The 22,957-nt window shown below is 72.2% G+C and carries 24 protein-coding genes; 7 read left to right on the forward strand and 17 right to left on the reverse strand.

Annotated features, from left to right (window positions below):
* Positions 1-47: 47 nt before the first annotated feature.
* Both ACFY3I_RS32570 and mshA read right to left on the reverse strand, forming a co-directional pair.
* Positions 48-557 (reverse strand): YbjN domain-containing protein, encoded by a 510-nt coding sequence (locus ACFY3I_RS32570; RefSeq protein ID WP_390864642.1) that lies wholly within the window; start codon positions 555-557, stop codon positions 48-50.
* On the reverse strand, positions 550-1,887 hold the full coding sequence (gene mshA / locus ACFY3I_RS32575; RefSeq protein WP_365289763.1) for a D-inositol-3-phosphate glycosyltransferase: 1,338 nt from the start codon (positions 1,885-1,887) through the stop codon (positions 550-552). The genes ACFY3I_RS32570 and mshA overlap by 8 nt, the downstream gene beginning before the upstream one ends.
* Positions 1,888-2,252: 365 nt before the next feature.
* On the opposite strand from mshA, the gene ACFY3I_RS32580 reads away from it, so the two are divergent.
* The 3 genes from ACFY3I_RS32580 to ACFY3I_RS32590 all read left to right on the forward strand — a co-directional run bounded on the left by ACFY3I_RS32580 (position 2,253) and on the right by ACFY3I_RS32590 (position 5,943).
* Complete coding sequence (locus tag ACFY3I_RS32580; protein ID WP_365289933.1) at positions 2,253-3,020, forward strand: class I SAM-dependent methyltransferase; 768 nt, start codon at positions 2,253-2,255, stop codon at positions 3,018-3,020.
* Between the two features lie 183 nt (positions 3,021-3,203).
* A complete protein-coding gene (locus ACFY3I_RS32585; protein WP_365289765.1) occupies positions 3,204-4,325 on the forward strand; it encodes an NlpC/P60 family protein in 1,122 nt (373 codons plus the stop codon).
* Between the two features lie 289 nt (positions 4,326-4,614).
* Positions 4,615-5,943: a PP2C family protein-serine/threonine phosphatase gene (locus ACFY3I_RS32590; RefSeq protein ID WP_390864643.1), complete on the forward strand. Its 1,329-nt coding sequence runs from the start codon at positions 4,615-4,617 to the stop codon at positions 5,941-5,943.
* A 156-nt stretch (positions 5,944-6,099) separates the two neighbouring features.
* Here the strand turns inward: ACFY3I_RS32590 and ACFY3I_RS32595 are convergent, their stop codons facing one another.
* From ACFY3I_RS32595 to ACFY3I_RS32605, 3 genes are all read right to left on the reverse strand, one after another.
* On the reverse strand, positions 6,100-6,438 hold the full coding sequence (locus ACFY3I_RS32595) for a DUF2516 family protein (RefSeq protein ID WP_384987262.1): 339 nt from the start codon (positions 6,436-6,438) through the stop codon (positions 6,100-6,102).
* A gap of 131 nt (positions 6,439-6,569) precedes the next feature.
* Complete coding sequence (locus ACFY3I_RS32600; RefSeq protein WP_365289768.1) at positions 6,570-7,208, reverse strand: hypothetical protein; 639 nt, start codon at positions 7,206-7,208, stop codon at positions 6,570-6,572.
* 77 nt (positions 7,209-7,285) lie between these two features.
* On the reverse strand, positions 7,286-7,789 hold the full coding sequence (locus ACFY3I_RS32605; protein WP_390864644.1) for a helix-turn-helix domain-containing protein: 504 nt from the start codon (positions 7,787-7,789) through the stop codon (positions 7,286-7,288).
* 228 nt (positions 7,790-8,017) lie between these two features.
* Between ACFY3I_RS32605 and ACFY3I_RS32610 the strand changes: the two genes are divergently transcribed.
* Positions 8,018-8,944: a hypothetical protein gene (locus tag ACFY3I_RS32610; protein ID WP_390864645.1), complete on the forward strand. Its 927-nt coding sequence runs from the start codon at positions 8,018-8,020 to the stop codon at positions 8,942-8,944.
* Here the strand turns inward: ACFY3I_RS32610 and ACFY3I_RS32615 are convergent.
* The 6 genes from ACFY3I_RS32615 to ACFY3I_RS32640 all read right to left on the reverse strand — a co-directional run bounded on the left by ACFY3I_RS32615 (position 8,938) and on the right by ACFY3I_RS32640 (position 14,751).
* The gene (locus ACFY3I_RS32615) at positions 8,938-9,492 is read right to left on the reverse strand and encodes a DUF6817 domain-containing protein (protein ID WP_390864676.1); all 555 of its coding nucleotides are present in this window, start codon (positions 9,490-9,492) and stop codon (positions 8,938-8,940) included. The genes ACFY3I_RS32610 and ACFY3I_RS32615 overlap by 7 nt on opposite strands.
* 225 nt (positions 9,493-9,717) lie before the next feature.
* Entirely contained in the window at positions 9,718-10,194 is a 477-nt protein-coding gene (locus ACFY3I_RS32620; protein WP_365289772.1) for an HAD domain-containing protein, read from the reverse strand.
* 15 nt (positions 10,195-10,209) lie between these two features.
* Positions 10,210-12,243 (reverse strand): HelD family protein, encoded by a 2,034-nt coding sequence (locus tag ACFY3I_RS32625; RefSeq protein WP_390864646.1) that lies wholly within the window; start codon positions 12,241-12,243, stop codon positions 10,210-10,212.
* Positions 12,244-12,283: 40 nt separating this feature from the next.
* Positions 12,284-12,901 carry a TetR/AcrR family transcriptional regulator gene (locus ACFY3I_RS32630; RefSeq protein WP_390864647.1) on the reverse strand — a complete coding sequence of 206 codons (618 nt, stop codon included), beginning with the start codon at positions 12,899-12,901 and terminating at the stop codon, positions 12,284-12,286.
* 95 nt (positions 12,902-12,996) lie between these two features.
* Positions 12,997-13,848, reverse strand: coding sequence for a GntR family transcriptional regulator (locus tag ACFY3I_RS32635; protein ID WP_390864648.1), 852 nt, complete (start codon positions 13,846-13,848; stop codon positions 12,997-12,999).
* Between the two features lie 195 nt (positions 13,849-14,043).
* A complete protein-coding gene (locus tag ACFY3I_RS32640; RefSeq protein WP_390864649.1) occupies positions 14,044-14,751 on the reverse strand; it encodes an HAD family hydrolase in 708 nt (235 codons plus the stop codon).
* 125 nt (positions 14,752-14,876) lie between these two features.
* On the opposite strand from ACFY3I_RS32640, the gene ACFY3I_RS32645 reads away from it, so the two are divergent.
* Complete coding sequence (locus tag ACFY3I_RS32645; protein WP_390864677.1) at positions 14,877-15,068, forward strand: hypothetical protein; 192 nt, start codon at positions 14,877-14,879, stop codon at positions 15,066-15,068.
* A 47-nt stretch (positions 15,069-15,115) separates the two neighbouring features.
* Positions 15,116-15,310 carry a hypothetical protein gene (locus tag ACFY3I_RS32650; protein ID WP_390864650.1) on the forward strand — a complete coding sequence of 65 codons (195 nt, stop codon included), beginning with the start codon at positions 15,116-15,118 and terminating at the stop codon, positions 15,308-15,310.
* Between the two features lie 100 nt (positions 15,311-15,410).
* Here ACFY3I_RS32650 and ACFY3I_RS32655 read toward each other — a convergent pair whose 3' ends face one another.
* From ACFY3I_RS32655 to ACFY3I_RS32670, 4 genes are all read right to left on the reverse strand, one after another.
* A complete protein-coding gene (locus ACFY3I_RS32655; RefSeq protein WP_390864651.1) occupies positions 15,411-16,253 on the reverse strand; it encodes a winged helix-turn-helix domain-containing protein in 843 nt (280 codons plus the stop codon).
* 35 nt (positions 16,254-16,288) lie between these two features.
* The gene (locus ACFY3I_RS32660; RefSeq protein WP_390864678.1) at positions 16,289-17,158 is read right to left on the reverse strand and encodes a GntR family transcriptional regulator; all 870 of its coding nucleotides are present in this window, start codon (positions 17,156-17,158) and stop codon (positions 16,289-16,291) included.
* 380 nt (positions 17,159-17,538) lie between these two features.
* Positions 17,539-18,783 (reverse strand): GNAT family N-acetyltransferase, encoded by a 1,245-nt coding sequence (locus tag ACFY3I_RS32665; protein WP_390864652.1) that lies wholly within the window; start codon positions 18,781-18,783, stop codon positions 17,539-17,541.
* Positions 18,784-18,874: 91 nt separating this feature from the next.
* Complete coding sequence (locus ACFY3I_RS32670) at positions 18,875-19,459, reverse strand: aerial mycelium formation protein (protein WP_365289794.1); 585 nt, start codon at positions 19,457-19,459, stop codon at positions 18,875-18,877.
* A gap of 158 nt (positions 19,460-19,617) precedes the next feature.
* On the opposite strand from ACFY3I_RS32670, the gene dtd reads away from it, so the two are divergent.
* Entirely contained in the window at positions 19,618-20,043 is a 426-nt protein-coding gene (dtd, locus tag ACFY3I_RS32675; protein WP_390864653.1) for a D-aminoacyl-tRNA deacylase, read from the forward strand.
* On the opposite strand, the gene ACFY3I_RS32680 is transcribed toward dtd, so the two are convergent.
* Positions 20,021-21,820: a helix-turn-helix domain-containing protein gene (locus tag ACFY3I_RS32680; RefSeq protein WP_390864654.1), complete on the reverse strand. Its 1,800-nt coding sequence runs from the start codon at positions 21,818-21,820 to the stop codon at positions 20,021-20,023. The two genes, dtd and ACFY3I_RS32680, sit on opposite strands and share 23 nt — an antisense overlap.
* A gap of 164 nt (positions 21,821-21,984) precedes the next feature.
* Positions 21,985-22,950 (reverse strand): folate-binding protein, encoded by a 966-nt coding sequence (locus ACFY3I_RS32685; RefSeq protein ID WP_365289800.1) that lies wholly within the window; start codon positions 22,948-22,950, stop codon positions 21,985-21,987.
* Positions 22,951-22,957 lie beyond the last annotated feature (7 nt).

Consider the following 22,957-nt stretch of genomic DNA (forward strand, 5'->3'; position numbering starts at 1 on the left):
GCCCTCTCGAAAGAGGCCTGCAGGGTCAAACAGGTCTGGACCTGAAGTCAGTCAGCGGGGCGTTCGATCAGGTGCGTGAACGCGTCGAGGTTCCGCGTCGACTCGCCCCGGGACACCCGCCACGCGTACTCCTTGCGGATCGCGGCGGCGAAGCCCAGCTCCAGAAGCGTGTTGAAGGCGCCGTCCGACGCCTCCAGGACCTGACCGAGCAGGCGGTCGATCTCATCGGGGGTGACGGAGGCGAGCGGCAGCCGGGCGGTGACGTAGACGTCGCCGAGGCGGTCGACCGCGTAACTCACGCCGTACAGCTTGAGGTTGCGTTCCAGGAGCCAGCGGTGGACGGCCGGTTCGTTCTCGTCGGGGTGCCGGATGACGAACGCGTTCAGGGAGAGGGAGTGGCGGCCCGCCAGCAGGGAGACGGTCGTCTTCAGCTTGCGCGTGCCGGGCAGCTGCACGACGTAGTTGCCGGGGCCGGGGCTCTCCCACTCCAGTTCGGCGTCCTTCAGAACGCCCTCGATGACCCGCGCGGCCTCTTCCACGTCACCCACATCACCCATGGGCCGAGCGTACGCGACGGCGGTGGGACTGGGTCGCGGCCATGTAGACGTCGGCCGTGGCGGCGGCCGCGCCGTCCCAGCCGAAGGACTGGGCATGCCGGGCGGCGGCGTCGCCGAAACGGTTCGCCAGGGACGCGTCGTCGGCGAAACGGGACAGCACGCGCGCGTAGTGGACGGGATCGTGGCCGCGCACCAGGAAGCCGGTCTCGCCGTCCCGCACGGCCACCGGCAGACCGCCGACCGCGGCACCCAGGACGGGGGTGCCGGCCGCCTGCGCCTCTATCGCCACCAGGCCGAACGACTCGCTGTAGGACGGCATGACGAGGACGGAGGCCGCCCGGAACCAGTCCGCGAGCTGCTCCTGCCCCACCGGCGGGCGGAACCGGACGACGTCCGCGATACCGAGCCGCGCGGCCAGCTTCTGCAGGCCCTCCGGCTTGGCGAGACCGCTGCCGCTGGGGCCGCCGACGATCGGTACGACCATCCGCGAGCGCAGCTCGGGCCGCTCGTCCAGGAGCACGGCCACGGCCCTCAGCAGCACGTCGGGGGCCTTCAGGGGCTGGATCCGGCCCGCGAAGAGCGGGATCAGCGCGTCCTGCGGGAGATCCAGGCGGGCCCGGGCGGCCGCGCGGCCGTCCGCGGGGCAGAACCGTTCGAGGTTCACGCCGGGGTGGACGACGGCGACCCTGGCGGGGTCGGCGTGGTAGTGCCGGACGAGTTCGTCGGCCTCTTCGGAGGTGTTGGCGATCAGGCGTTCGGCCGCGGACACGATCTGGGTCTCGCCGATCACCCGGGCCGCCGGCTCGGGGGTGTCGCCCTCGGCCAGGCAGGCGTTCTTGACCTTGGCCATGGTGTGCATCGCGTGCACCAGGGGAACGCCCCAGCGCTGGGCGGCGAGCCAGCCGACCTGGCCGGAGAGCCAGTAGTGCGAGTGGACGAGGTCGTAGTAGCCGGGGCGGTGGCCGGCCCAGGCCTGCATCACGCCGTGCGTGAAGGCGCACAGCTGGGCCGGGAGGTCCTCCTTGGCGAGCCCCTCGTAGGGACCGGCGTCGACGTGCCGGACGAGGACTCCGGGGGCGAGTTCCACGGTCGGCGGGAGGCCGCCGGAGGTGGCCCGGGTGAAGATCTCGACCTCGATGTTGATCGCGGCCAGGCGCTGCGCGAGCTCGACGATGTAGACGTTCATGCCGCCGGCGTCGCCGGTGCCCGGCTGGTGGAGCGGTGAGGTGTGCACGGAGAGCATGGCGACGCGGCGCGGGCGGCGGCTGCGGAGCAGCCGGCCGGCGGCCGACGGGGAGCGGCGCCCGAGCCTGCTGACGTACTGGCTCACGTGGCGGTCCTCCTTGTTGCGGGCATGCCGGTGGGAGGGTGTGGGGCTCCCTCACGGGGTCCAACACGGAGGCCTGGATTCCCATTCCTGGGAATGTGGTTTTTACCGGGGAATTACCTGTGATCGCTCAACCGTTCGAGGACGGCGTGCGTGGGCCCGCGGCCGGCCGGGTGCGGGGTACCGCGCGGGGGCCCGTCACGCAGCCCCGCACCCTCGCCGCGGCACCCCGCAACCTCGCCGCAGCGCCCCGCACTCCGCCGGGGCACCCCACCCTCCCGGCGGGGCGCTCTACCCTCGTACGCATGAATGCCCGCGCCACCTCCCTCCCCCGCTCCCGGCTCCGCCCGAGCGCGGGGAACGCCGTGGTGGGAACGGTCACGCGCGGGACCACGAACCCCAATCGCCTGCGCCGCATGGACCGGTGGATCGCCGTCACGCACGGCGCCGCGCTGCGTCGGGCCGCCGACCCCGTCGCCGTCGACCTCGGATACGGCGCCGCCCCCTGGACCGCCGTCGAACTGCTCGGCCGGCTGCGTACCGCCGCGCCGCGCACCCGGGTCGTCGGGATCGAGATCGACCCCGACCGGGTCGCCGCCGCGAAGCCGTACGAGCGGGACGGGCTGGTCTTCCGGCACGGCGGGTTCGAGATCCCGCTCCCCGGACGGCCGTTGCTGGTCCGGGCGGCCAACGTGCTGCGCCAGTACGACGAGCGCGAGGTCGCCGCCGTCTGGGCACGGCTGTGCGGGCGGCTCGCCCCGGACGGGCTGCTGGTCGAGGGGACCTGCGACGAGATCGGACGGCGCCACGTCTGGGTCGCGCTCGGACCGGAGGGGCCGCGGACGGTGACCTTCGCGACCCGGCTCGGCTCCCTGGAACGGCCCTCGGACCTCGCCGAGCGGCTGCCGAAGGCGCTGATCCACCGCAACGTGCCGGGCGAGCCCGTGCACGCGTTCCTGCGGGACTTCGACCGCGCCTGGGCGGCCGCCGCGCCCTACGCGTCGTACGGCGCCCGGCAGCGGTGGATGCGCGCGGTGCGGGATCTGGCGGGCGACTGGCCGGTGACGGACTCGGCGGCGCGCTGGCGGCAGGGGGAAGTGACGGTGGCGTGGGGGGCCTTGGCGCCCGCTCACTGACCCCCTGCGCCCCGGGAACGATCTCGGTGAGGTGTTCGTCACAAAGGCGGGGAGATCGTCATGCTCGGCCGGAATCCGGGGAGGAACCCACCGGTCGTGACCTCTGTCGGTTTGCGCCGTGACATGGCACGATCCTCCACGCATGCAGGCTACTGACGGATAATCAGTTTTGGAGGGTCGGTCATGGGACCGGACAGGCGCGGCCTCCGGGCGGGCGGGCGACACGGGATCCTGGCAGTGGCCGTGACCGTGGTCTGCGCGGTGACCGTACTGACGGCGCCCGGGGTGGCGTTCGCGACACCGGCCCCGCCCCCCTCGCCGAGCAGTTCCCCGAGCGTGCCGTCCAGCGCCTCCGTGACCCTCCCGGCCGACCGCGACCTGGAGGCCGTACGGGAGAAGCTCGACGACCTCTACCACGACGCGGCCGTCGCCACCGACGCCTACAACGCCGCCGAGGAGGCCGCCGACAAGCAGTCCGCCGAGATCGTCGACCTGGCCCGGAAGATCGTCAAGAGGCAGCACGAGCTCGACGGACTGAAGGCGCGGGCGGGTCGGGCGGCGGCGGCCCAGTACCGCACCGGCGGCATGCCCGACTCCGCCAAGCTGCTGCTCAGCGACAACCCCTCGCAGTTCCTGGACGGGGCCGGCCGGGTGCTCCAGGGCGAGCGGGCCGCCAAGGGCCTGATCGCGGAACTGTCCCGGACCCAGCAGGACTTGAAGCAGTACGCGGCGGACGCGGCCGACCGGTGGAACGAGCTGGAGGCGGGGCGCAAGGCGAAGGCCGCCGCGAAGAAGAAGATCCAGCAGCGCATCGCCGCCGCCGAGAAACTCCAGTCGAGCCTGGAGAAGAAGCAGAAGGAGCGGCTCGCCGAACTGGAGCGGGAGGCCGCCTACAAGGCGCAGACGGCCTGGCTGGACACCGGGATACTCGACGAGATCCACACCAAGGCGTCCGCGGCGGGCCGCAAGGCGGTCGCGTTCGCCACCGCCCAGATCGGCAAGCCGTACGTGTGGGGCGCCGAGGGCCCGGACTCGTACGACTGCTCGGGACTGACCTCGCAGGCCTGGGCGAGCGCCGGGCACCCGATCCCGCGCACCTCCCAGGAGCAGTGGAAGCAGCTCAAGCACGTCGACCTCAAGGACATGCGCCCCGGCGACCTGATCATCTACTTCGACGACGCCACCCACGTCGCGATGTACGTCGGCGACGGCGCGATCATCCAGGCACCGCGCCCGGGACGGAACATCTCGGTCGGCGGCGCCGGGACGATGCCGATCCTCGGAGTGGTACGCCCGGACGCCTGAGCCCCGCCGGGCACTTCAGGCGTGATGTCCCTTTCGTGAGCTGCGCCATGTGACCCAGTGCACGCCAACATCCTTTGAAACCCGGGCACCACGTGACCTTCGTCATCCCCGTCGCGCGGCCTTCTTGTCCAACTGCGTTACGGCACGCGGCATATGCCAAAGGCCTGAGACAGAGCGACGCGGCTCACACCATTCCGTTGCGGCGGCCAGTACCGCTATGGTCCCCGTCGGGTGGGTCGAGGTCCCTCGCCCCGCCATGCCCTCGGGGGGAGGGAAGGAACCCAACACGATGCCCGTACCCGTACCGCGGCAGAGAGCGATCCCGGCCGTGGAGAGTGGTCAGGCGCCGGTCGCCGTGCCCGCACAGGGCGGCGGCCCCCTCAAGGAAGAGGCCAACCGCACGGAAGCCACCGCGCCGAACAGCGGCGGCACCACTCTCACCCTGCTGCTGATCGAGGACGACCCGACCGGCTCGCCGGTCCTGCCCGAGTTGCGGGACGCGTCCGGCACCTCGATCAGGGTCCGTACCGCCCGCAACCTCACCGAGGCCGAGCGGCTGCTGACCGACGACGTCCACTGCATCCTGCTCGACCTGGCGCTGCCGGCGCCGGGCCGCGCGAGCGTCGCCGCCGGCGGCGGGGACGCCGACGAGCTCGCCGTGCTCCGGCACGTGCTCCAGCTCGCGCCCCGCCATGCCGTCCTCGCCCTCACCGCCTCCGGCGACGCCGAGCGCGGCACCGAGGCCGTGCGCGTCGGCGCGCAGGACTACCTCTTCCGGGACGAACTGGACGGCCGGCTGCTGAGCCGCGCCATCCGGTACGCCGTGGAGCGCAAGCGGTCCCTCGCCGTCGAGCGCAAGCTCGCGGAGGGACGGATGCGCGCGCAGGAGAACCGCCGCCTGGAGCGGGGCCTGCTGCCCACGCCGCTCCTGGACGGCTCCTCGCTGCGCTTCGCCGCCCGCTACCGCCCCGGCCGCTCACGCGCCCTGCTCGGCGGGGACTTCTACGACACCGTGCGCACCCCCGACGGGACCGTGCACGCGATGATCGGCGACGTCTGCGGACACGGACCGGACGAGGCCGCGCTCGGCGTCGAGCTGCGGATCGCCTGGCGGGCGCTGACCCTGGCCGGGCTGTGCGGCGACGAGCTGCTGGGCACGCTGCAGGAGGTGCTGGAGCACGAACGCTCCGACGAGGAGATCTTCGCGACCCTCTGCACGGTCGACATAGCGCCGGACGGGCGCCGGGCCGGGCTGTGCCTGGCCGGACACCCGGCACCGCTGGTCGCCCGGCCGGGCCGCCCCGCGGAACTGCTGCCCTACGACAACAACGGACCGGCGCTGGGGCTGCTCAAGGGCGCCCGGTGGCCGCGGATGCAGGTGGAGCTGGGCGCCGAGTGGAGCCTGATGCTCTACACCGACGGCCTGATCGAGGGCCGCGTCGGTACGGGCGGGGAGCGGCTCGGTCAGGAGGGGATGGTCGAGATGGTGCGCCGCCAGCTGGCCGAGGGGCTCAGCGGGGAGGCACTGCTGCGCGCGGCGGTCAACGAGGTCCGCCGGCTCAACGGCGGCGAACTGACGGACGACGTGGCCGTCGTACTGCTGGACCGCGAGGCGTAGGCCCGACCGGGCCGGTAGGCACCGGACCGGTCCGGGAGGCACCGGACCGGGGAGCGTGGGGCTCGGGGGACGGCCCCGGCCCGCGCGGCACCGTCGGTACCGTGCTTGCGGCAGCCGGTCGCGGTCGCGCGGTCCCCGCGCCCTCGCGGGGTGCCGTCAGCGGCCGCCGTTGTACGGGCCGTACGGGCCGTCGCTGCTGCTGCCGCCACCTCGGCGGCGGCCGAAGCCCCCGCCGGAGACCTGCCTGAGGGCCGGGCGGACGTCGACGAAGAAGACGATCGTGGCGACCAGCCCCGCCAGCTGGAGGAAGAGCATGGGCACCAGCAGGTTCACCGCGACCGCGATGCCGAGGATGATCAGCCAGAAGCCCTTGTTCTGCTTGTCCGCGGCCCGGTACGCGTCGTCCCGGAAGAGCGCGGCCATCACCAGCGCCACCACGGCGAGGACCAGCATGGCGAGGTAGAGCAGCCCCAGGAAACTCGAGAAGCCCTGCATCAGCACAACGTCCACCACCCGTTTCGGCTTGTTCCTACGCGGTCACCGTACCCGCTGGGCCGATCCCGCTACACCGACAACGGGCCGGACACCCGAGGAGTGCCCGGCCCGCGCGTCCTGTCGCGCCGCCGTTACTTGGCGGGCGGGGTGGGCTTCTTGGCCGGGGTGGCCTTGCGGGGCGCCGGGGCCTTCTTGGCGTTGGCGACCGGGGCCTTCTTCACCGCGACCGGCTTGGCCTCGGCGGCCTTCGGCTGCTCCGCCTTCTTCTCGTCGGCCTTGACCTCGACCGGCTCGGGCTTGCCCTCGACGGCGATGGCCAGGTCCTCGATCTCGTCGGCGGCCTCGCCGCGCCAGGTCTTCACGGCCTGCTCGCCGTGCTCGGCGACCTTCTCGTAGGTCTCGCGGGCCTTGACGGCGTACTCGGCGGCCACGCCGACCTGGCGCAGCGCGAAGTCCTGGGCGGACTCGCCGAGCTTCTTGAGGTCGCCGTCGAGGGAGACGATGAAGTCGTTGACCCTGGCCTGGAGGCTGGCCTGCGCCTCCTTGGCCTTGACACCGGCCTCCTTGGCACGGCTGGCGGCCTTCTCCTGCACGGCCTTCGGGTCGGTGTTGCGGACGGCCTCGATACGGGCCGGGGCCTCGGCGCGCAGCTGCTCGACCAGGCCCGGGACCTTCCTGGCCTGCTTCAGGGCGAGATCCGCGGTGCCGGCGGCGAAGTAGAACGGGGTCGGGTCGCTGAGGGTCTTGCGCAGATCGTCGGTGATGGCCATGGTGATGGTCCTCCCGGATTCAGGTTCGGCTGAGGGTTTTGTGATCCGTGGCGTGGCGGTCGGCGCGCTTGGCCGGCTCATCCGGCCGTCCGCCCCGGATCGGTCTCACTGCCGGCGTCGCTGCCGGTACCGCTTTCGGCGTCACTGTCGATGTCACCGCCGGGCCCGCCGCCGTCGGTCCGCACACCGCCGGCCTCGCTGCCGGCGGCACTCGCGTTCTCCTCGCCCGACCCGAAGCCGTTCTCCTTGCGGAACGACTCGTAGATCTGCAGCAGCACCTGCTTCTGCCGCTCGTCGAGGGTGGGGTCGGCGAGGATGACCGCGCGGGTCTCCACCTCGTTCAGATCCCGCTCGGCGTCGAGGATGCCAGCGCGGACGTACAGCGTCTCGGCGGAGATCCGCAGGGCCTTCGCGACCTGCTGGAGCACCTCCGCGCTCGGCTTGCGCAGCCCGCGCTCGATCTGGCTCAGGTACGGATTCGACACCCCGGCGGCGTCGGCGAGCTGCCTGAGCGACAGCTGCGCGTTGCGCCGCTGTTCGCGCAGATACTCACCGAGATTGCCGACGTTGAGCGATGCCATGCCTCCACCCTGCCTCATCCTCGCTAACAATTGCAAGCACCCGCTTGCAAAAGTGTGCCTGGCGTGTCGCGGCGACCACCGCGTCACGGCGGTTCCGGCTCCCACGGCGGACGGCTTCCCCGGTGCGATCGCGTCCAGCTCCCCTCGCGCCGTGAGCCGATGTCCCTCCCCCCTCCTGAGTAGGAGAGCTCATGTGGTGCCGGGGCCACCGCTGGCAGGCTCCTCGGCATGACAGGTGGCAGGGGGATTCCGACGGCACTTCATCTCTTCCTGGTGTGGGCGACGACGACCGCCACGGTGCCGGTGCTCGGGTTCGCGCTGGTGCTGACCGGCTGGGGCCACGGCATCGAGGCGGCCGTGCTGCTGCTCGCCCTGAGCGTGCCGCTGCTGGTGGGCCTGCTCGCCGTGGTGGGCGCCTCGGCCCGGGACCTGGTGCCGCTGTGCGGCTCGGCCGGCGGGCGGCTCGGCTGGGCCGCCGTGGTCTTCGTCCTCGGCACCCTGGGCGACGCGGCCGGCCTGGCCGCCTACAGCGGGCACGTGGACCTGGGCGGCGCCGGGACCCGGGTCGTGCTGACGGGCGTGCCGTACGCCGTCGCCGCCGCGATCCTCGTGCCGAGCCGGTGGGTGCGGCTGGGGGCGGTGGCCGCGCTGGCCGTCGGCGTCGGCTACGGAGCCTTCGTCGGCCCGGCGCAGGCGGACCACCACCGGCGGACGGCGGAGATCGCGCGCTACCGGGAGCATCCGGAACTGCTGTACCTGGGCGCGCCACCGCCCGGTATGCGGGTGGCCGGCGCCCAGGTCGGTCCCGCCTACTTCAGCGTGTCGTACCGCGCCGTCCGGGAGGGGTACGACGTGTCGTACGTGGGGCTCGGCGTGCGCCCGGCGTCCACCCCGGTCCCGCGGTGCCCCGAACCGGCGCAGCGGACGGTGACCTGCACGGTGGACGCGCACGGCGAGCGGCGCACGGTCGAGCGCATCCCGGGCGGGGTGCGCGCCGTCACCCTCGCCCGCCGTCACGGCACCACCGAGGTCGAGGTCAGCAGCCAGACCCTCGGCGAGGCCGGGCTGCGGCGCGTCCTGGACACCCTGCATCCGCTGTCGGACGCGGAACTGGAGGAGCTGATGCGGGACAGCGCCATCACCCAGGGCTACTGAGCCGAACCGGCCGCCGCCCCTCCCCCGAGCACGCTCCGGCAGGATTCCCAGGCCGGTGGGCTCAGCAGCGGGCGGAAGCGGGTGAACAGGGCGAGGAGACCGGCGCCCCACCGGTCGCGGAAGGACGGGTCCACGGCCGCGAGGTCGAGTTCGTTGGCGGCCGTCAGCTCGGCGAAGTCCCGGCGCGGCCCGGCGCCGGGGACGACGGCGCGGCCGGTGAACCGGTCGTGGAACGGGGCGTCGGTGTCCTGGAGCGCCGGATACGTGGCCTTCCGGTCACAGGACCCGTAGAGGTACGCCAGCGCCTCGGCCTCCGTGCCGATCACCGCGGCGAGTTCGGCACGGCGGCTCAGGGGCAGCAGGGCGGTGGGAAAGCCGTCCGTCCCGTAGAACGCGTGGCACAGGCCCGCGAGCCGGAGCGCCGGGCGGGCGCCCCACGCGGCCAGCCGCTGCTCGACGCGGCGGAGGTGCGCGAGGAGTGTCCCGCCGGGATGGTCGATCCCGGCGGCACCGAGGTCGCGCAGGAGCTGGAGGGCGGCCCGGGTCACGTCGGCGTCGGCGTACGCGTACGCGTCGGTGTCCGCGTCGGTAGTGGCGGGGCCGGGGGCGCCGGCGGTGGCATCGGTGGCGGTGGCATCGGCGGTGGCGGGGGTTTCGGTCACGGCCGGGATCCTTCCCGCGCACGAGGCCCTCAGCCGCGGGCTTCCAGCCACAGGACCCGCAGCAGGCCCTCAACCGCGGGCTTCCAGCCACAGGCCCTCCGCAGCGGGCCCTCAGCCGTTCGCCGTCAGCCAGGACTCCAGGGTGGTGAAGTCGGCCGTGGTCAGGCCGAACTCGTGGCTGACGCGGTGGAGCAGGGCCGGGCCGCGGTGGTGGGTGGCGACCCAGGCGCGGTCGGCCTCGGTGATCTCGTCGTCGATCCAGAGGAACGGCCGCTGGGCCGCCCACTCCACGAGCGGCCGCGTCTTCCAGTGCAGCAGGGCCGACGGCTCGTCCTCGTCCGGCCACTCCACGACCGGCAGCGGCGGCAGCCCGAGCCACGGTGCGACGCAGGTGTTCGCGTCGTCCATCCAGGTGGTGGCCCACACGAGCTGGCAGCCGAGCGCGGCCAGGCGCGGGCCGAGCGCCGGGTCGATCCGGGTGACCAGCGGGTTCGAGGGGACGAGGGCGGTCTCGTAGGTCGGGTAGCTGTGCCCCTGCGGGGCTCCGAAGGGGATGAGGGTGCCGTCGACGTCGAGGAAGAGAAGCATCGGGGACAGGATCCCTCAAAACGGCAACGGCCTCGCGTGCACCACGTCGAGCCTCGTGACCGCCCGGGTCAGCACCACGTACAGCCGGTGCAGGCCGCGTTCCTCGCCCTCCGCCACCGCCGCCGGTTCCACCGCCACCACGTGGTCGTACTCCAGGCCCTTGACCAGGCTCGCCGGGACCACCGCCACCCTGGCGCCGAGCTGGTCCGCGTCGGCCGCCTCGATGCCCGCGGCGGTGAGCGCGGCCCGTACCTCGGCCACCTGCGCGTCCGCCGCGAGGACGCCCACCGATCCCTCCCGGGCCAGGGCCTCCCGTACGGCGGCGACCGTGGCCGCCCGCACGTCCCCCGCCGGGCGGATGGTCAGCTCCCCGTCCGCGCGGTGGGAGCGGGCCGGGGGCACGTCCGTGCCCAGGCGTCCGAGCAGCCGGTTCGTCAGGTCCACGACCGCGGCGGGGACCCGGAAGCCGGTGGTGAGCGGGACGACCGTCGCGTCCGGCTTGCCGAGGTGACGCAGGACGACGTCCCAACTCCGCGCCGCCCAGGGCGTGGTGGCCTGGGCCAGGTCACCGAGGACGGTCAGCGAGCCGAAGGCGGCGCGGCGGGCGATCGCCCGGCACTCCATGGGGGACAGGTCCTGGGCCTCGTCGACGACGATGTGGCCGTACCCCTCGGGGTGTTCGGCCAGCCCGGCGAGTTCGTCGAGGAGGACCAGGTCGGCGGGTGACCAGCGGGCGGACTTGTACGAGCGGGGCGGACGCGGCCAGGTCAGGGTCCGCTGTTCGGCGGGGTCGAGGATCCCCTCGGCCGCCCGGGCCAGTACGGCGGCGTCCGTGAGGAGTTCGGCGAGCACCTGCTCCGGGCGCACCTTCGGCCAGACGGCGTCGAGGCAGGCGCCCATCACCCGCGACCGTTCCAGGCGGCGCGTCCAGGCGGCCGGCTGCGGTCCGGCCCGCAGTTCGGCCTGGAGCTGTACGGCCCGCATGGCCCGTCCGCGCACCCGCTCCCGCCCGACGGCGTACGGCGGTTCCTCACGCCGCACCTCCGCGACGATCCCGGTCAGCGTGGCGGCGGACACCCGCCAGGTGTAGGTGCCGTCGGAGAGTGACAGGGGCTGGACGGCCTCGGTGGACACGTGGGCGTACAGGGCGCGGCGCAGGACCTCGGCCATCCGGGGGTCGTGCTTGAGCGCGGCGGCGGGCGCGGAGTCGGTGCCGGTGGCCGGGTGGCGGGCGATCTCCTCGTGCAGCGTGGTCTGGCGTACGCCGGTCTCGCCGAGGGCCGGCAGCACCTCCGAGATGTAGGAGAGGAAGGTGCGGTTGGGGCCGAGGATCAGCAGGCCGGAGCGGCGGATGCGCTGGGGGTGGGTGTACAGGAGGTAGGCGGCGCGGTGCAGGCCGACGGCGGTCTTGCCGGTGCCCGGGGCGCCCTGGACGCAGACGGAGGCGGTGAGGTCGGCGCGGACCAGGTCGTCCTGGTCGGGCTGGATGGTGGCGGCGATGTCCCGCATGGGGCCGACGCGGGGCCGTTCGATCTCCCGGGCGAGGAGGGTGCCGGGGCCGGACTCGCCCGCGGTGAGCCGTTCGTCCTCCCAGCCGGTGAGGTCGGCGGAGTCGCCGCGGCTGCCCGGGGCCCAGCCGAACCGGCGTCGTACCGCGACTCCCTGCGGTTCGTCGGGGCCGGCTTGGTAGAAGGCCCGGGAGACGGGTGCCCGCCAGTCGACGACCAGGGGCGGCGCGGTCGGTTCCGCGCTGATCCGCAGCCGGCCGATGCGGTAGCTCTGTCCGGTGTGCTCGCCGGAGTCGAAGTCCAGCTTGCCGAAGAACAGCGGGCCGCGGGGCAGCTCGCGCATCTCCTTGGCCCGGCTGCGCAGCCGGTAGCCGAGGACCTCGGCGTCGGCGCCGGAGGCGGAGACGTCCTCGCCGGTGACGACGTGTTCGGCGGCGCCTTCGACCATGCGGGCGAGGGCGGCCCGGCAGGTGTCGTGGTAGGCGCGTTCGAGGTCGAGTTCCGGGTGGGCGCCTCGCCGCTGGGCACGTTCCTGCTGCATGGGGACAGCGTAGACGAGAAAACACAACCCGGTTAAATTTTTAACCCGGGGGTCCCGACTGGTCCGCCAGCGCCCGCTCCAGCCGGTCGAAGGCCCGCTCCGCCGCCCGCACGGCCTCCTCCCGCACCTCCTCGACCCGCTCCCCGGCCGCGATCCGCCGCCAGTTGTCCTGCGCGAGGATCCTCTGTACGGCGATGATCTGGCCGGCCGCCAGCCGGGCGTCGAGGGTCCCGCCGAGCGCCTCGGCGAGCGCGGCCTCGGACCGCTCCAGGTAAGTGTGCTGGCGGGCGACCAGGGTGGCGGTGCTGTTGAGGAGCGTGTGGAAGGCGAGGACCTGGGGGTGGTCGTTGAGCCCGGTGATCGGGTCGTTGCGCCGCAGGCCGTCGAGGAAGTGGGCCCGCAGCGCGCCGACCGGGGACTCCGCCCCGGCGACCAGCCGCGCGGCCTCCGTCTCGTGGTCGGCGATCCGGTGCAGGACCAGGTCCTCCTTGACCGGGAAGTACCGGAACAGCGTCGGCTTGGAGATGCCGGCCGCGGCCGCCACCTCGGCGACCGGCACCGCGTCGAACCCCTTCGCCAGGAACAGCCGCACGGCGATGTCCGACACGTCCTCGTACATCCGCCGCTTCTTGCGCTCACGCAGGCCCGTCTCACCCATGGGGCGAGCCTAGAGGCTGCCGCCGGGGACCGTGAGCGGACAGCCTGACCTGGCCTGATACCCGATCCGATCATGGGGCGAAGGCAGGGTGCGCCTCACTTGGCGAGCGTCTCCCACAGGGAGTCGAACCACACCTGGTGGCTGGCGACCATCACGGAGTCCGGGGAGCCCGGGTCCTCGTTCCTGACGACGTGCGTGATCGACGCCCCGACACCCTCGACGTCCACCAGCGCGACGACCTCCCCCTCCACGTCGACGTTCTGCTCGATCACCTTGTAGGGCGCCAGCATCAGCTGTGTCCCGTTGACCAGGTACACCTTGTGCGCCGGCGGAAGCGGCACATGACGGACCTCGACCTCCACGGACCGGACCCAGGCGTTGGCCTTCAGATCCCGCAGCTTCTGAGTGATCGCGCGCACGTGCGTACGGGTCTCGTTCACCCGCCGCCGGGTGATGGCGTCCCTGCGGTCCGCGTCGACGGCCCTCGGGTACGGCAGGTCGAGATCCTCGGAAGGCAGGAGCATGCGCAGCCTGATCCGCTGAACCTCCGAGCCCTTGTCACGCCGGATCCTGTCGTACTGCCTCGTGATCGGCGCGACCAGCGACTCCGACGTGAGACTGAAGACGTCGAGCAGCACCTCCGTCTGCTTGAAGACCTCGTCCATCAGGGAGTCGGGAGCCACGGCAGGACCCTGGGGGGAGGCGATACTCGGCCTCCTGAGCACCGTCGTGCCGCTGCCCTGCTGGCCTTCGACCCAGTGTTCCGCGGCGAGCATGTTCAGCGCCTGCTGGACCGTGGAGCGTGACACGCCGATCGCGTCGGCCAGGGCGCGTTGCGACGGCAGCTGATCACCCACCTCGTACCGGCCGGCGTAGAGGCGTTGCATCACCCAGTCACGCACCTTGCGCTGGGCCGGACCAAGGCCGTCAGTCTCCTGCTCACTCACACAGCGACCCTACCCCGTTTGGATTAGAACCGATCCTTCCGGACCAACAGACCAATCCTGTCGGCAAATTGGTTAGTCGATCAATCCAATCGGGCAACCATATGCCAGTGAGCCAATCCAATTGGCAGCAACGCCGAAGGTCCCGCGGCACGTTGAGGAGGGGGAACGATGTCCGCTTCCACGACCAGGCGCCCCTCAGCGCCCGAGCACCGTCAGCACCTCCGCCATGGAGGACACCAGGCATTCCGGGTCGGCACCGGCGGTGAGCAGGGCCTCCCTCTTGCGCGGGTTGCGGACGTAGCCGACGAACCGCACACCCGAGCTCGACGCCGCCTCGAGATCCGACGGGGCGTCGCCGATCATCAGCGCCTCGGACGGATCGGCGTCCAGTCCGGCCAACGCCCTTTCGAGGCAGTCGGGATGCGGCTTCAGCCTGCTCAAGTCGGAGGTCCGACCGTGGACATGAATGCCGAAGCAGGTCTCCAGTCCCCGGAGTCCCAGATACTTCCGGGTGGCCGCCGGGGAGTTGTTGGTCGTCACCGCGAGGCCGACGCCCTTCGCCGCCCAGGCGCGGACGACCCCGTCCGCGTACGGGGTGGGCTCCGCGGAACAGGCCGCCAACAGCTCCTCCTGGGTGAGCCGTTCCTCCAGTTCGACAACGAGTTCACCACTCGGATGCCGTCGGTCCACAGCCCGCAGCACGTCCCACGGATCCGTCGCCCGCTGCTCCGCGTCCGTCAGCAGGCCGTCCGCCCCCTGCTTCTCGAGCCAGCGGACGAGTTCACGGCTGACGTGGTCCGCCGCGTGTCCCGCGAACAGGCGGCAGATCGGGCCGTCGAAGTCGAGGAGCACGTACCGAGCACGCGTGATCAGCCCGACGAGATTGTTCGAGTGCGAAGTCATCACTCCAGTCTGCGCCAAGTGGAGTGCCCGTCGGTCATCTCAGACCAGTTGGCCCGGAAATGCAGGGCCGTTGACCGGGTGAAGAAGAAGGTACGCAAGGTGACACAAGGAGCGTCGCCGTGTCCATGAACCGCGTGACCGCACTGCTGGCAGCCGTGGCCCTCGCCTCGTTCGACCAGGTCACCGCTTGGAGGTACGGCGTCGTCGGCGTCCTCGCGCTGCTCCTGCTCGCGATCGGCATCAAGGCCGACAAGCCGACGTGCAGCGCCCTGGGTGCCCTGATCCTCGCTCTTCTCATCACCAGGCCCGCCTCGTGACGACCGGCTCCGATCAACGAACGCAACCTTCCAAGGGGGACGGACACATGCGTGAACTACCGCTCGCCGCCATCCTGCTCGCCGCTCTCGCCATCGGGTTCGAGCAGGTGGTCCAGTCGAGGTTCGGCGCGATGGGCATCATCGCCTTCGTCCTGCTCACCGTGGGCGTGAAGGCGAGGAGTGTCACGGTCGGCGGCCTGGGAGCCGTCGTACTCGTGATGCTGCTCGCCCCGTCGAACTGACCGGCCGCCGACCGGGCTCCCATCCGGAGGGGAGCCGGGAGCCCGGTCGGTCATCCCTCCGCGGGCCTTCCGGGCTCCGTCCGTGTGGCATCAGAAGTCACTAGGAGAGTGTCAGGTCCGTCGTGATGGTTTCCCAGAGGGCGTCGAACCACTTCTGCGACTGCTCCACGAACGCGGCGTCCCGGTGACCTGCGCGCTCCTCGAAGGAGAAGAGCAGCGACTCGGAGCCGATGGCGTCGTACATCTCCAGCGTTCCGCTGTCGGTGAGTTCCTCGCGGCGCGTGACCATGTAGTACCCGAACAGCGCCTCCGCGCCGTTGAGCAGATACAGCTTGGCGGGCGGGGTGAACGGCAGGGCCCGGAAGGTGACGTTCACGTCGATCTGGTGGGTGGAGCGCAGTGACTGCAGGTTGTACTGGAGGACCTGGCCCTGGGCGTTGCGCATGCCCAGCCAGCGGTTGTGCACCGCGACGTCGTCGCCATCGACTGGGACCGGGAACGCGAGGTTGATGTCACGGCCCGGCAGCAGGACGCGGACGGAGACGCTCTCGGGGCGGATCCGGCCCTCGTGGATCATGCGCAGGGGTTCGCCGAGTGCCGGGATCAGGCTCTGGGCGGTCAGGCACGCGGCGTCGATGCGGACGTGCGGGACGGCGAACGCGGCCGTCATCCGGGGCGCGAGGCCGACCATCGTCGGCTGTGGCTCGCCAGGCGACCGGACGGCCGGATCGGCGACGCGCGGCGGGCTGCCCTTGGTGACGCCGGTGAGCAGGCCGTCGTCCAGCAGGATCCGCATGGCCTGGCGTACGGCCCCGCGCTCCACACCGAACTCCTCGGCCAGCTCGGCCTGGGTGGGCAGCCGGTCGCCCGCCCTGAGGTCACCCCTGCGGATGCGTTCCCGCAGGGCGCCGGCGATTTCCTGCGGCGTGCTGCCGGCGTTCACTGGGATGTCCTCACTCGTCACACCGAACCTTTTCCCTACAGATCCATGTCGGAACTGATCGTTTCCCACAGGGCGTCGAACCACAGGCGGGACTGGTCCACGAACGCGGTGTCGCGCAGCCCGGAGCTCTGTTCGAAGGCGAAGAGCATCGACCGGGTCCCGTCGGTGTCGTACGTCTGCAGGTGTTCGTGGTCGATCTCCCGCTCGTGGCGTCCCAGGGTGTAATAGGCGAACAGCGCTTCCACCCCGTTGAGCAGGTACAGCTTGACCGGCGGCGTGAACGGCAGGGCCCGGAAGCTGACGTTCACGTCGATGCCGTGGGTGGCCCGCAGCGCCTGCAGGTTGTGGCGGAGCACCTGGCCCTGGGCGTTTCGCTGGGCCAGCCAGCGACTGTGCACCGCGTCCTCGGCCGAGGCGTCCAGCGCCGTCGGGAACGCGAGGTCGATCTTCCGGCTCGGCAGCAGCAGCCGTACGTCGATCTTGGCCGGTTCCAGCCGCCCCGCGTGGATGAGCCGCAGCGGCTCGCCGAGCGCGAGGTTGAGGGAGACCGAGGTGAGGCAGAGGGCGTCGATCTCCACGTGCGGCGCGACGAAGGCCGCCTGTATCCGCGACGTGAGCCCCACCATGGTCGGCTGCGGAGGCGCCTGCGGTCCCGCGGCCAGCGGTAGCGGCCCCGGATCCGCGGCCACCGTCGCGGGAGCACCCTTCGATACGTTGGTGAGCAGATGCTCCGACTGCAGAATGCGCAGCGCCTGCCGGACGGCCGCCCGCTCGACACCGAACTCGTCGGCCAGTTTGGCCTGGGTGGGCATGCGCTGCCCCGGCTGCAGCACTCCGGACCTGATCCGGGTGCGCAGCTCGTCGGCCACCTCGCGATGTGACACATGAGGCCGTTGTGCCCTCATCCGCTCATTGGCGGAGCCGTGTTCCGAGTCCACACCCAAACGGTACAACTTCACGCCATCTCGCGGCAGTTCATAGAAAGATGGTTATAAGCCGCTTCCAAGTCAGGTCAGCAATGGCTAAGTTGGTAGCCAACATCCTGAACGTGGATGAAGTTGCGCACGGCTGGACGAGCTCTCCTCCGGAGGGGAGCCGGGAGCCCGGCCAGTCAGGGCGACAACTCGGGCGCACCACCGGTACAGCCACAACTGAACATCGCCGAACGAACACCGCACAGTCACAACTGAAGAAATCAGCACTTGCTACGGATGCAACATCTTGCGAGCACGGTGTTCCACTCCACGGAGAGGAACCCAGAGGAACCGAGAGGAAGGGGACCCTCTCAGAAGAGGTCCGGGCACCAGGGCCGCCCGGGCGTACGCAGCAGGGCGTCGGCCTTCAGGACGGCGCCCACTCGCGTTTCCCGGATCCGGCCGAGGGCGTGCAGCCGTGCCGGCGTCTGGTCGCCGAGCCAGACGGTCGCCAGGTCGGCGATGTCGAGGGCCAGGTCGGGGGTGTCGGTGGTCGGGGTGCAGGACGCGCCTTCGGGGGAGGCGTCCAGCCGGTACCGGCCGCCGGCCAGCCCCTGCCGGTCCGCCACCTCGAGCACGAGTGACCCCGTCGTGCCGTAGGTCCGCGCCTCCAGGGCCCGTACGACGTCCAGGATGCGCACCCACAGCCAGTCCGCCTGCGAGACGATCCGGGCGGCGCGCGGGTCGGGGAGGTGGTGCGGCAGCAGGTCGTCCGGCGACCGCCAGCCGCTCTTGACCCTGGTGATCCAGTCGATCGAGCACAGGTAGTGCCACAGCGCGCGCTCGGCCGCCGGCGTGGCACCGAGCAGCCACTTCACCGTGGCCGTCTCGTCGGGCTGCTTGCCGTGCCAGGTGTCGTCCGCCGTGTACGCCACCATTCCCTGGACCTCGCCGTCCGGCGACCGGTAGGCCGCGTGGAAGGGTTCCGTCCAGTCCGGCTCGAAGCGGACCGCGCCGGTTCGCAGCTGCCACCACAGCTCGTTGCGGCTGACCGCGCCGGGGGTGCCGCGCCGCACCCGCTCGTGCAGCTCGGGCCCGAACTTGCGGACGTCCTCGAGGTCGATCAGGTCGATCCGGCCGCCGTCCTCGGGGGCCGACCAAAGCGGGTCCAGGCCGGTGCGGCCCACCTCGACCGTCCACTCCGTCAGCGTGGTCGCCGGGCCGAAGCCGTAGCGGCCGTAGATCCGGTACTCGGCGGCGATCAGGGTCGCGACCACGTCGCCGCGCTCCTTCGCCGCGGCGAGGTCTTGGCTCATCATGCGGGTGAGCAGGCCGCGGCGGCGATGGGTGGGCGAGACGGTGACGTTGGAGATGGCGTCGGCGGGGACGGCCGTGCCGCCCACGGTGGTGAGCTCCTGGTCGAAGGAGCGGAACGTCGCGACGCAGCGGGAGCCGTCGAAGGCACCGAGGAGCCGGCCCGGCACGAACTGCCGTCGGCGGGCTTCCATCTGGTCGTCCGTGAGCGAGGGCTGCTGGAGGAATCCGGTGTTCAGGGCCCGGTGCCAGTCGACCAGCTCGGCTTCGGTGACGGGGCGGACTTCGACGGCGTCAGTCATGACAGCACCGTAGGTGCTGGACAGGGGTGGTGCCGATCGAATTTCCGCCGCGGGCCGCCGGGGCGCTGGTGTCGTCCCCGGCGACCGGGCCCTACGTCAGCAGGTCGTCCACCTGGGCCTCGCCCTCCCGGTAGCGCCTGGCGATCTCCGCGCTCGAGTCGTCCGCGGTCCGCTGCAGGCGCTGCCGTCGCCTCGACACCTCCTGCTCGTAGCGGACCAGGCGGCCCATCGCGGAGGTCAGTTCCGGGTCCGTACGGGCCTGGAGGTCGGAGAGTTCCACCTCCGCCAGCATGTCGGCGGCCAGCCGGCCGTACTCCTCGTTGTGCGGGGTGCCCAGCGTGACGTGGCGGGCCGAGGAGCGGTGGCGGGCCGGGGCGTCGGTCAGGATCTCCGGGAGGCGGTCCACCACCGCCGCAGCGCCCGTGGGTGTACGGCGGGCCAGTTCGGCCCGCAGGATGTCGATACGGCCCTGGAGCAGCCGTCGTACGTAGCTGAGGTCGGCCTCGTCGCGTTGCGCGTCCCGTCGCAGGACGCGCAGCTCGGGCAGGCTCAGGCAGCTCAGGTCGTGCTCGGGCGGCTCCGCGGGCAACGTGATGCCGTCGCCGCGTTGTACGGGCGGGCGGGGCAGGCTCTGCGTGTCCTGCGTCTTCAGTCGCCCGGTGCTCGGTGTGCTCATACGCCTCTACCGTCCCCTCGACCGGTGTGTGGAAGCATGGTGCCACCCCAAGTGGCACCAATGTGACCGAGTGCCCCCGAACGGCCGTAGATGTGAGGTTAAGGATCCATAATGGACCCCTCTCGGGGAGCGGCCGGACACCGGGCATCATGGTCGGCATGCGAGCTGTGGTTCAGCGGGTGGACGGTGCCAGTGTCGTCGTGGACGGCGAGACGGTGGGCGCGATCGAGGGCGAGGGACTGTGCGTGCTCGTGGGCGTGACCCACGACGACACCAAGGAGAAGGCGGCCCAACTGGCCCGGAAACTCTGGTCGGTCCGGATGCTGGCCGAGGAACGCTCGTGCAGTGACATCGACGCACCGCTGCTGGTGATCAGCCAGTTCACGCTGTACGGCGACGCCCGCAAGGGACGCCGGCCGACCTGGAACGCGGCGGCGCCCGGCGAGGTGGCCGAACCGCTGGTCGAGGAGGTCGTCGCGCAGTTGCGGGCCCTGGGGGCGACCGTGGCCACCGGGCGGTTCGGTGCGCAGATGCGGGTGTCGCTGACGAACGACGGGCCGTTCACCGTGCTGCTGGAGATGTGAGCAGTTCCCGGCAGTCGCGGGCCAGGCCCGCCATGCCGAGTTCCTCGGCCGTGCCGAGCGCGGTCCTGGCCAGGTCGTGGGCGGTGGCCCGGGCCGCCGGGGAGCCGGTGCGGAGCCGGGCGCGGGCCTCGTCGAGGCGGAGCCGGGCCATCTGGGCCGGATAGCGCTGCGCGAGGCGGACGGCCCGTCCCAGGTGCGTGAGGGCCGTCTCCGGTTCACCGGCGACCAGGGCGAGCAGGCCGCTGAAGCGGGCGGCCGGGCCCAGCAGCACGGTGGGCCAGCCGGCCAGGACCACTTCGTCGCCGTGCGCGTCGAGGAGGGCGCGCAGCGGCGGTACGTACGCCGGCAGTTCGGCTCGGTGGCCGGTGCGCTCGGCCAGTCCGGCGCAGACCTGGGCGAGGACCGCCGCGGTGGGCAGGGCCCAGCCGCTCGGCGGGAAGCGGGTGAAGCCGTCGGTGTCGTCGGCGAACGCCCGTAACTGGTCCGCGGCCTGTTCGTGGCGTCCGGTCTCGCACAGGGCCAGGGCCAGTCCGGCGCGCCACACCGGGAAGTAGCCGCGCTGCTGGACGCCGGCCATGCGCGGGGAGGCGAACAGCTCGCCCAGTCGGCCCTGTTCGTACCGCAGCCAGAACTCCTGGCCGAGGACGGTCTGGCCGAGGGTGTCGGCGGGCATCGACAGCCCGTTCTCCATCGCGGCGGCCACCTCGCCGGCCTCCCCGAGGATCCACCGGGCGGCGGCCGTGAACTCGCCGCGCCACAGGCTCATCAGGGCGTCCAGGGTGCGCTGTTGCCAGTGGGCGAGCCGGCTGCGGTGCCGGGCGGCGTACTCGCGGTGGACGTTGACGGTCGCCTCGGCGGCGGGCACCCGGCCGGTGCGGAGCTGGTCGATGGCGAGGGCGACCAGGGCCTCGCCCTGGAAGTAGGCGGAGTGGGAGCGTACGGCGAGGTCGCGCAGTTCGCTGGAGAGGGCGAGCAGTTCGCGGGCCGGCGCGAAGTCGTACAGCGCCCAGCGGGTCTCGGTCAGGACCTCGCAGCGGGCCTCGTCGCCGATCCGGCCGGGGGTGCGGCGGCCGGTCTCGCGGAGCTCCGCGAGGGTCTGGCGGGCCAGCCTGGCGCCGGTGCGCGGTTCGGCGCCGGCCATCGCGGTGTCGTAGCCGATGGCCATGGCGAGTTTCTTGGCCCGGTGGGCGGTCAGCTGGAGGCGCAGGGCCACCGCGGGCGGGTCGTCGTGGCCGGCCAGGGCGGCCAGGCAGGCGTCGATGCGGAAGAGCAGGTCGCGGTCGACCTGGCCGGGGTCCGACCAGCGGCGGGCGCTGCGGACCACGGCGTGGGCGCGGGCCCGTTCGTCGCCGCCGGCGGCCTCGTAGGCGGCCTGGTAGTGCCGGCCCGCCTCGTACATCTCGCCGAGCAGGTGGCGGGTGTCGCCGCGCCGGATGTGCTGGTCGAACTCGGCTCCGTAGCCGCTGGGGCGCGGCCGGTCACCGCCGTCGGGGCCGTCGCGCCGGGCGCTGTCGCGGGGTGTGCCGTCCCGTGGGCCGTCGCCTCCTGGTTCGAGCGGCTCGGGTCCGGACGGCAGCAGGGCGAGCAGGGCGCCGTCGGCCCGCAGGGCGGCGTCGCAGCGTTCGGCGAGAAGCCGGCCGGGTGGCCGCAGGCCGTTCTCCACCCGGCTGAGGTAGCTCTTGCTGTAGTGCACGCGGCGGGCCAGCTCGGCGAGGGAGAGTTCGGCGGCCTCCCGGCGCACGCGCAGGGCCTCGGCGAACTCCTCCTGCGGTGTCAAGGCGCCTCCCCCCTGGGGGCACGCCGGCCATCGGGTCGAACACGTGCTCACCGTGTTCAACAAGTCGCTGCCCGTTGCCGATTATGGAGTGTCAACGGCATATCCCGCAGCGTGCTGACGGGAATCCCCCCGAACCGCTCACCGTTCGCCCCCGTTGCCGGGTCCTACGGTTCGACGATCACTTCCTGGGCCGCCGCCGTGTCGCCCGCGATCAGCCGGGCGTCCACCGGGACGTTGCGCTTGACCAGTGCGAGGGCCACCGGGCCCAGCTCGTGGTGGCGGGCCGAGGTGGTCAGGAAGCCGACCTTGCGGCCGTCCTCGCCGTCGTCCGCGAGCCGGATCTCGGTGCCGTGCGGCGGCAGGTGCACGTCGCTGCCGTCCAGGTGCAGGAAGACCAGGCGGCGCGGCGGCTTGCCGAGGTTCTGCACCCGGGCCACGGTCTCCTGGCCCCGGTAGCAGCCCTTCTGCAGGTGCACGGCGGTGCCGATCCAGCCCAGCTCGTGCGGGATGGTGCGGTGGTCGGTCTCGAAGCCGAGCCGGGGGCGGTGGTTCTCGACCCGGAGGGCCTCGTGGGCGAGCAGGCCGGCCGCGGGGCCCGCCTTCTCGGCGTACGACTCCAGGTCCGCGCGGGGCAGGAAGAGGTCACGGCCGTACGCCGTCTCGCGTACGACGGCGCCGGCCGGGGGCTCGGCGATCGAACCGGCCGGAAGGTGCACCACGGCGAACTCGCCGGTCCGGTCGGCGACTTCCACCCGGTAGAAGAACTTCATCGACTCCAGGTAGGCGATGAGCGTCTCGGCGGTGCCGGGCTCCACGTGGGCCCAGACCGTCGTGCCGTCGTCGACCAGGTACAGCGCGTGTTCGATGTGACCGTTCGCGGACAGCACCAGGGCCTCGGCGGCCTCGCCGACGGGCAGGTCGCTGACGTGCTGGGTGAGCAGGAGGTGCAGCCAGCTCAGCCGGTCCTCACCGGTGACGGCCACGACTCCCCGGTGGGAGAGGTCGACGAAACCGGCGCCGTCGGCGAGGGCGCGCTGCTCGCGGAACAGGTCGCCGTAGTGGGCGGCGACGCCCTCGTCCACGCCCTCGGCGGGCACGGCCCCGGGCAGGCTCAGCAGTGGGCTCTTCATAGGAGTA

It is taken from the genome of Streptomyces sp. NPDC001068 (genome assembly GCF_042897315.1).
Lineage (GTDB): Bacteria > Actinomycetota > Actinomycetes > Streptomycetales > Streptomycetaceae > Streptomyces.

Coding starts and splice junctions, on each gene's coding strand:
- ACFY3I_RS32570 (WP_390864642.1), bottom strand. CDS start 557: ATGGGTGATGTGGGTGACGTGGAAGAGGCCGCGCGGGTCATCGAGGGC.
- ACFY3I_RS32585 (WP_365289765.1), top strand. CDS start 3,204: ATGGGACCGGACAGGCGCGGCCTCCGGGCGGGCGGGCGACACGGGATC.
- ACFY3I_RS32590 (WP_390864643.1), top strand. CDS start 4,615: ATGCCCGTACCCGTACCGCGGCAGAGAGCGATCCCGGCCGTGGAGAGT.
- ACFY3I_RS32595 (WP_384987262.1), bottom strand. CDS start 6,438: ATGCAGGGCTTCTCGAGTTTCCTGGGGCTGCTCTACCTCGCCATGCTG.
- ACFY3I_RS32600 (WP_365289768.1), bottom strand. CDS start 7,208: ATGGCCATCACCGACGATCTGCGCAAGACCCTCAGCGACCCGACCCCG.
- ACFY3I_RS32605 (WP_390864644.1), bottom strand. CDS start 7,789: ATGGCATCGCTCAACGTCGGCAATCTCGGTGAGTATCTGCGCGAACAG.
- ACFY3I_RS32610 (WP_390864645.1), top strand. CDS start 8,018: ATGACAGGTGGCAGGGGGATTCCGACGGCACTTCATCTCTTCCTGGTG.
- ACFY3I_RS32620 (WP_365289772.1), bottom strand. CDS start 10,194: ATGCTTCTCTTCCTCGACGTCGACGGCACCCTCATCCCCTTCGGAGCC.
- ACFY3I_RS32625 (WP_390864646.1), bottom strand. CDS start 12,243: ATGCAGCAGGAACGTGCCCAGCGGCGAGGCGCCCACCCGGAACTCGAC.
- ACFY3I_RS32630 (WP_390864647.1), bottom strand. CDS start 12,901: ATGGGTGAGACGGGCCTGCGTGAGCGCAAGAAGCGGCGGATGTACGAG.
- ACFY3I_RS32640 (WP_390864649.1), bottom strand. CDS start 14,751: ATGACTTCGCACTCGAACAATCTCGTCGGGCTGATCACGCGTGCTCGG.
- ACFY3I_RS32645 (WP_390864677.1), top strand. CDS start 14,877: ATGAACCGCGTGACCGCACTGCTGGCAGCCGTGGCCCTCGCCTCGTTC.
- ACFY3I_RS32650 (WP_390864650.1), top strand. CDS start 15,116: ATGCGTGAACTACCGCTCGCCGCCATCCTGCTCGCCGCTCTCGCCATC.
- ACFY3I_RS32660 (WP_390864678.1), bottom strand. CDS start 17,158: ATGAGGGCACAACGGCCTCATGTGTCACATCGCGAGGTGGCCGACGAG.
- ACFY3I_RS32665 (WP_390864652.1), bottom strand. CDS start 18,783: ATGACTGACGCCGTCGAAGTCCGCCCCGTCACCGAAGCCGAGCTGGTC.
- ACFY3I_RS32670 (WP_365289794.1), bottom strand. CDS start 19,459: ATGAGCACACCGAGCACCGGGCGACTGAAGACGCAGGACACGCAGAGC.
- dtd (WP_390864653.1), top strand. CDS start 19,618: ATGCGAGCTGTGGTTCAGCGGGTGGACGGTGCCAGTGTCGTCGTGGAC.
- ACFY3I_RS32685 (WP_365289800.1), bottom strand. CDS start 22,950: ATGAAGAGCCCACTGCTGAGCCTGCCCGGGGCCGTGCCCGCCGAGGGC.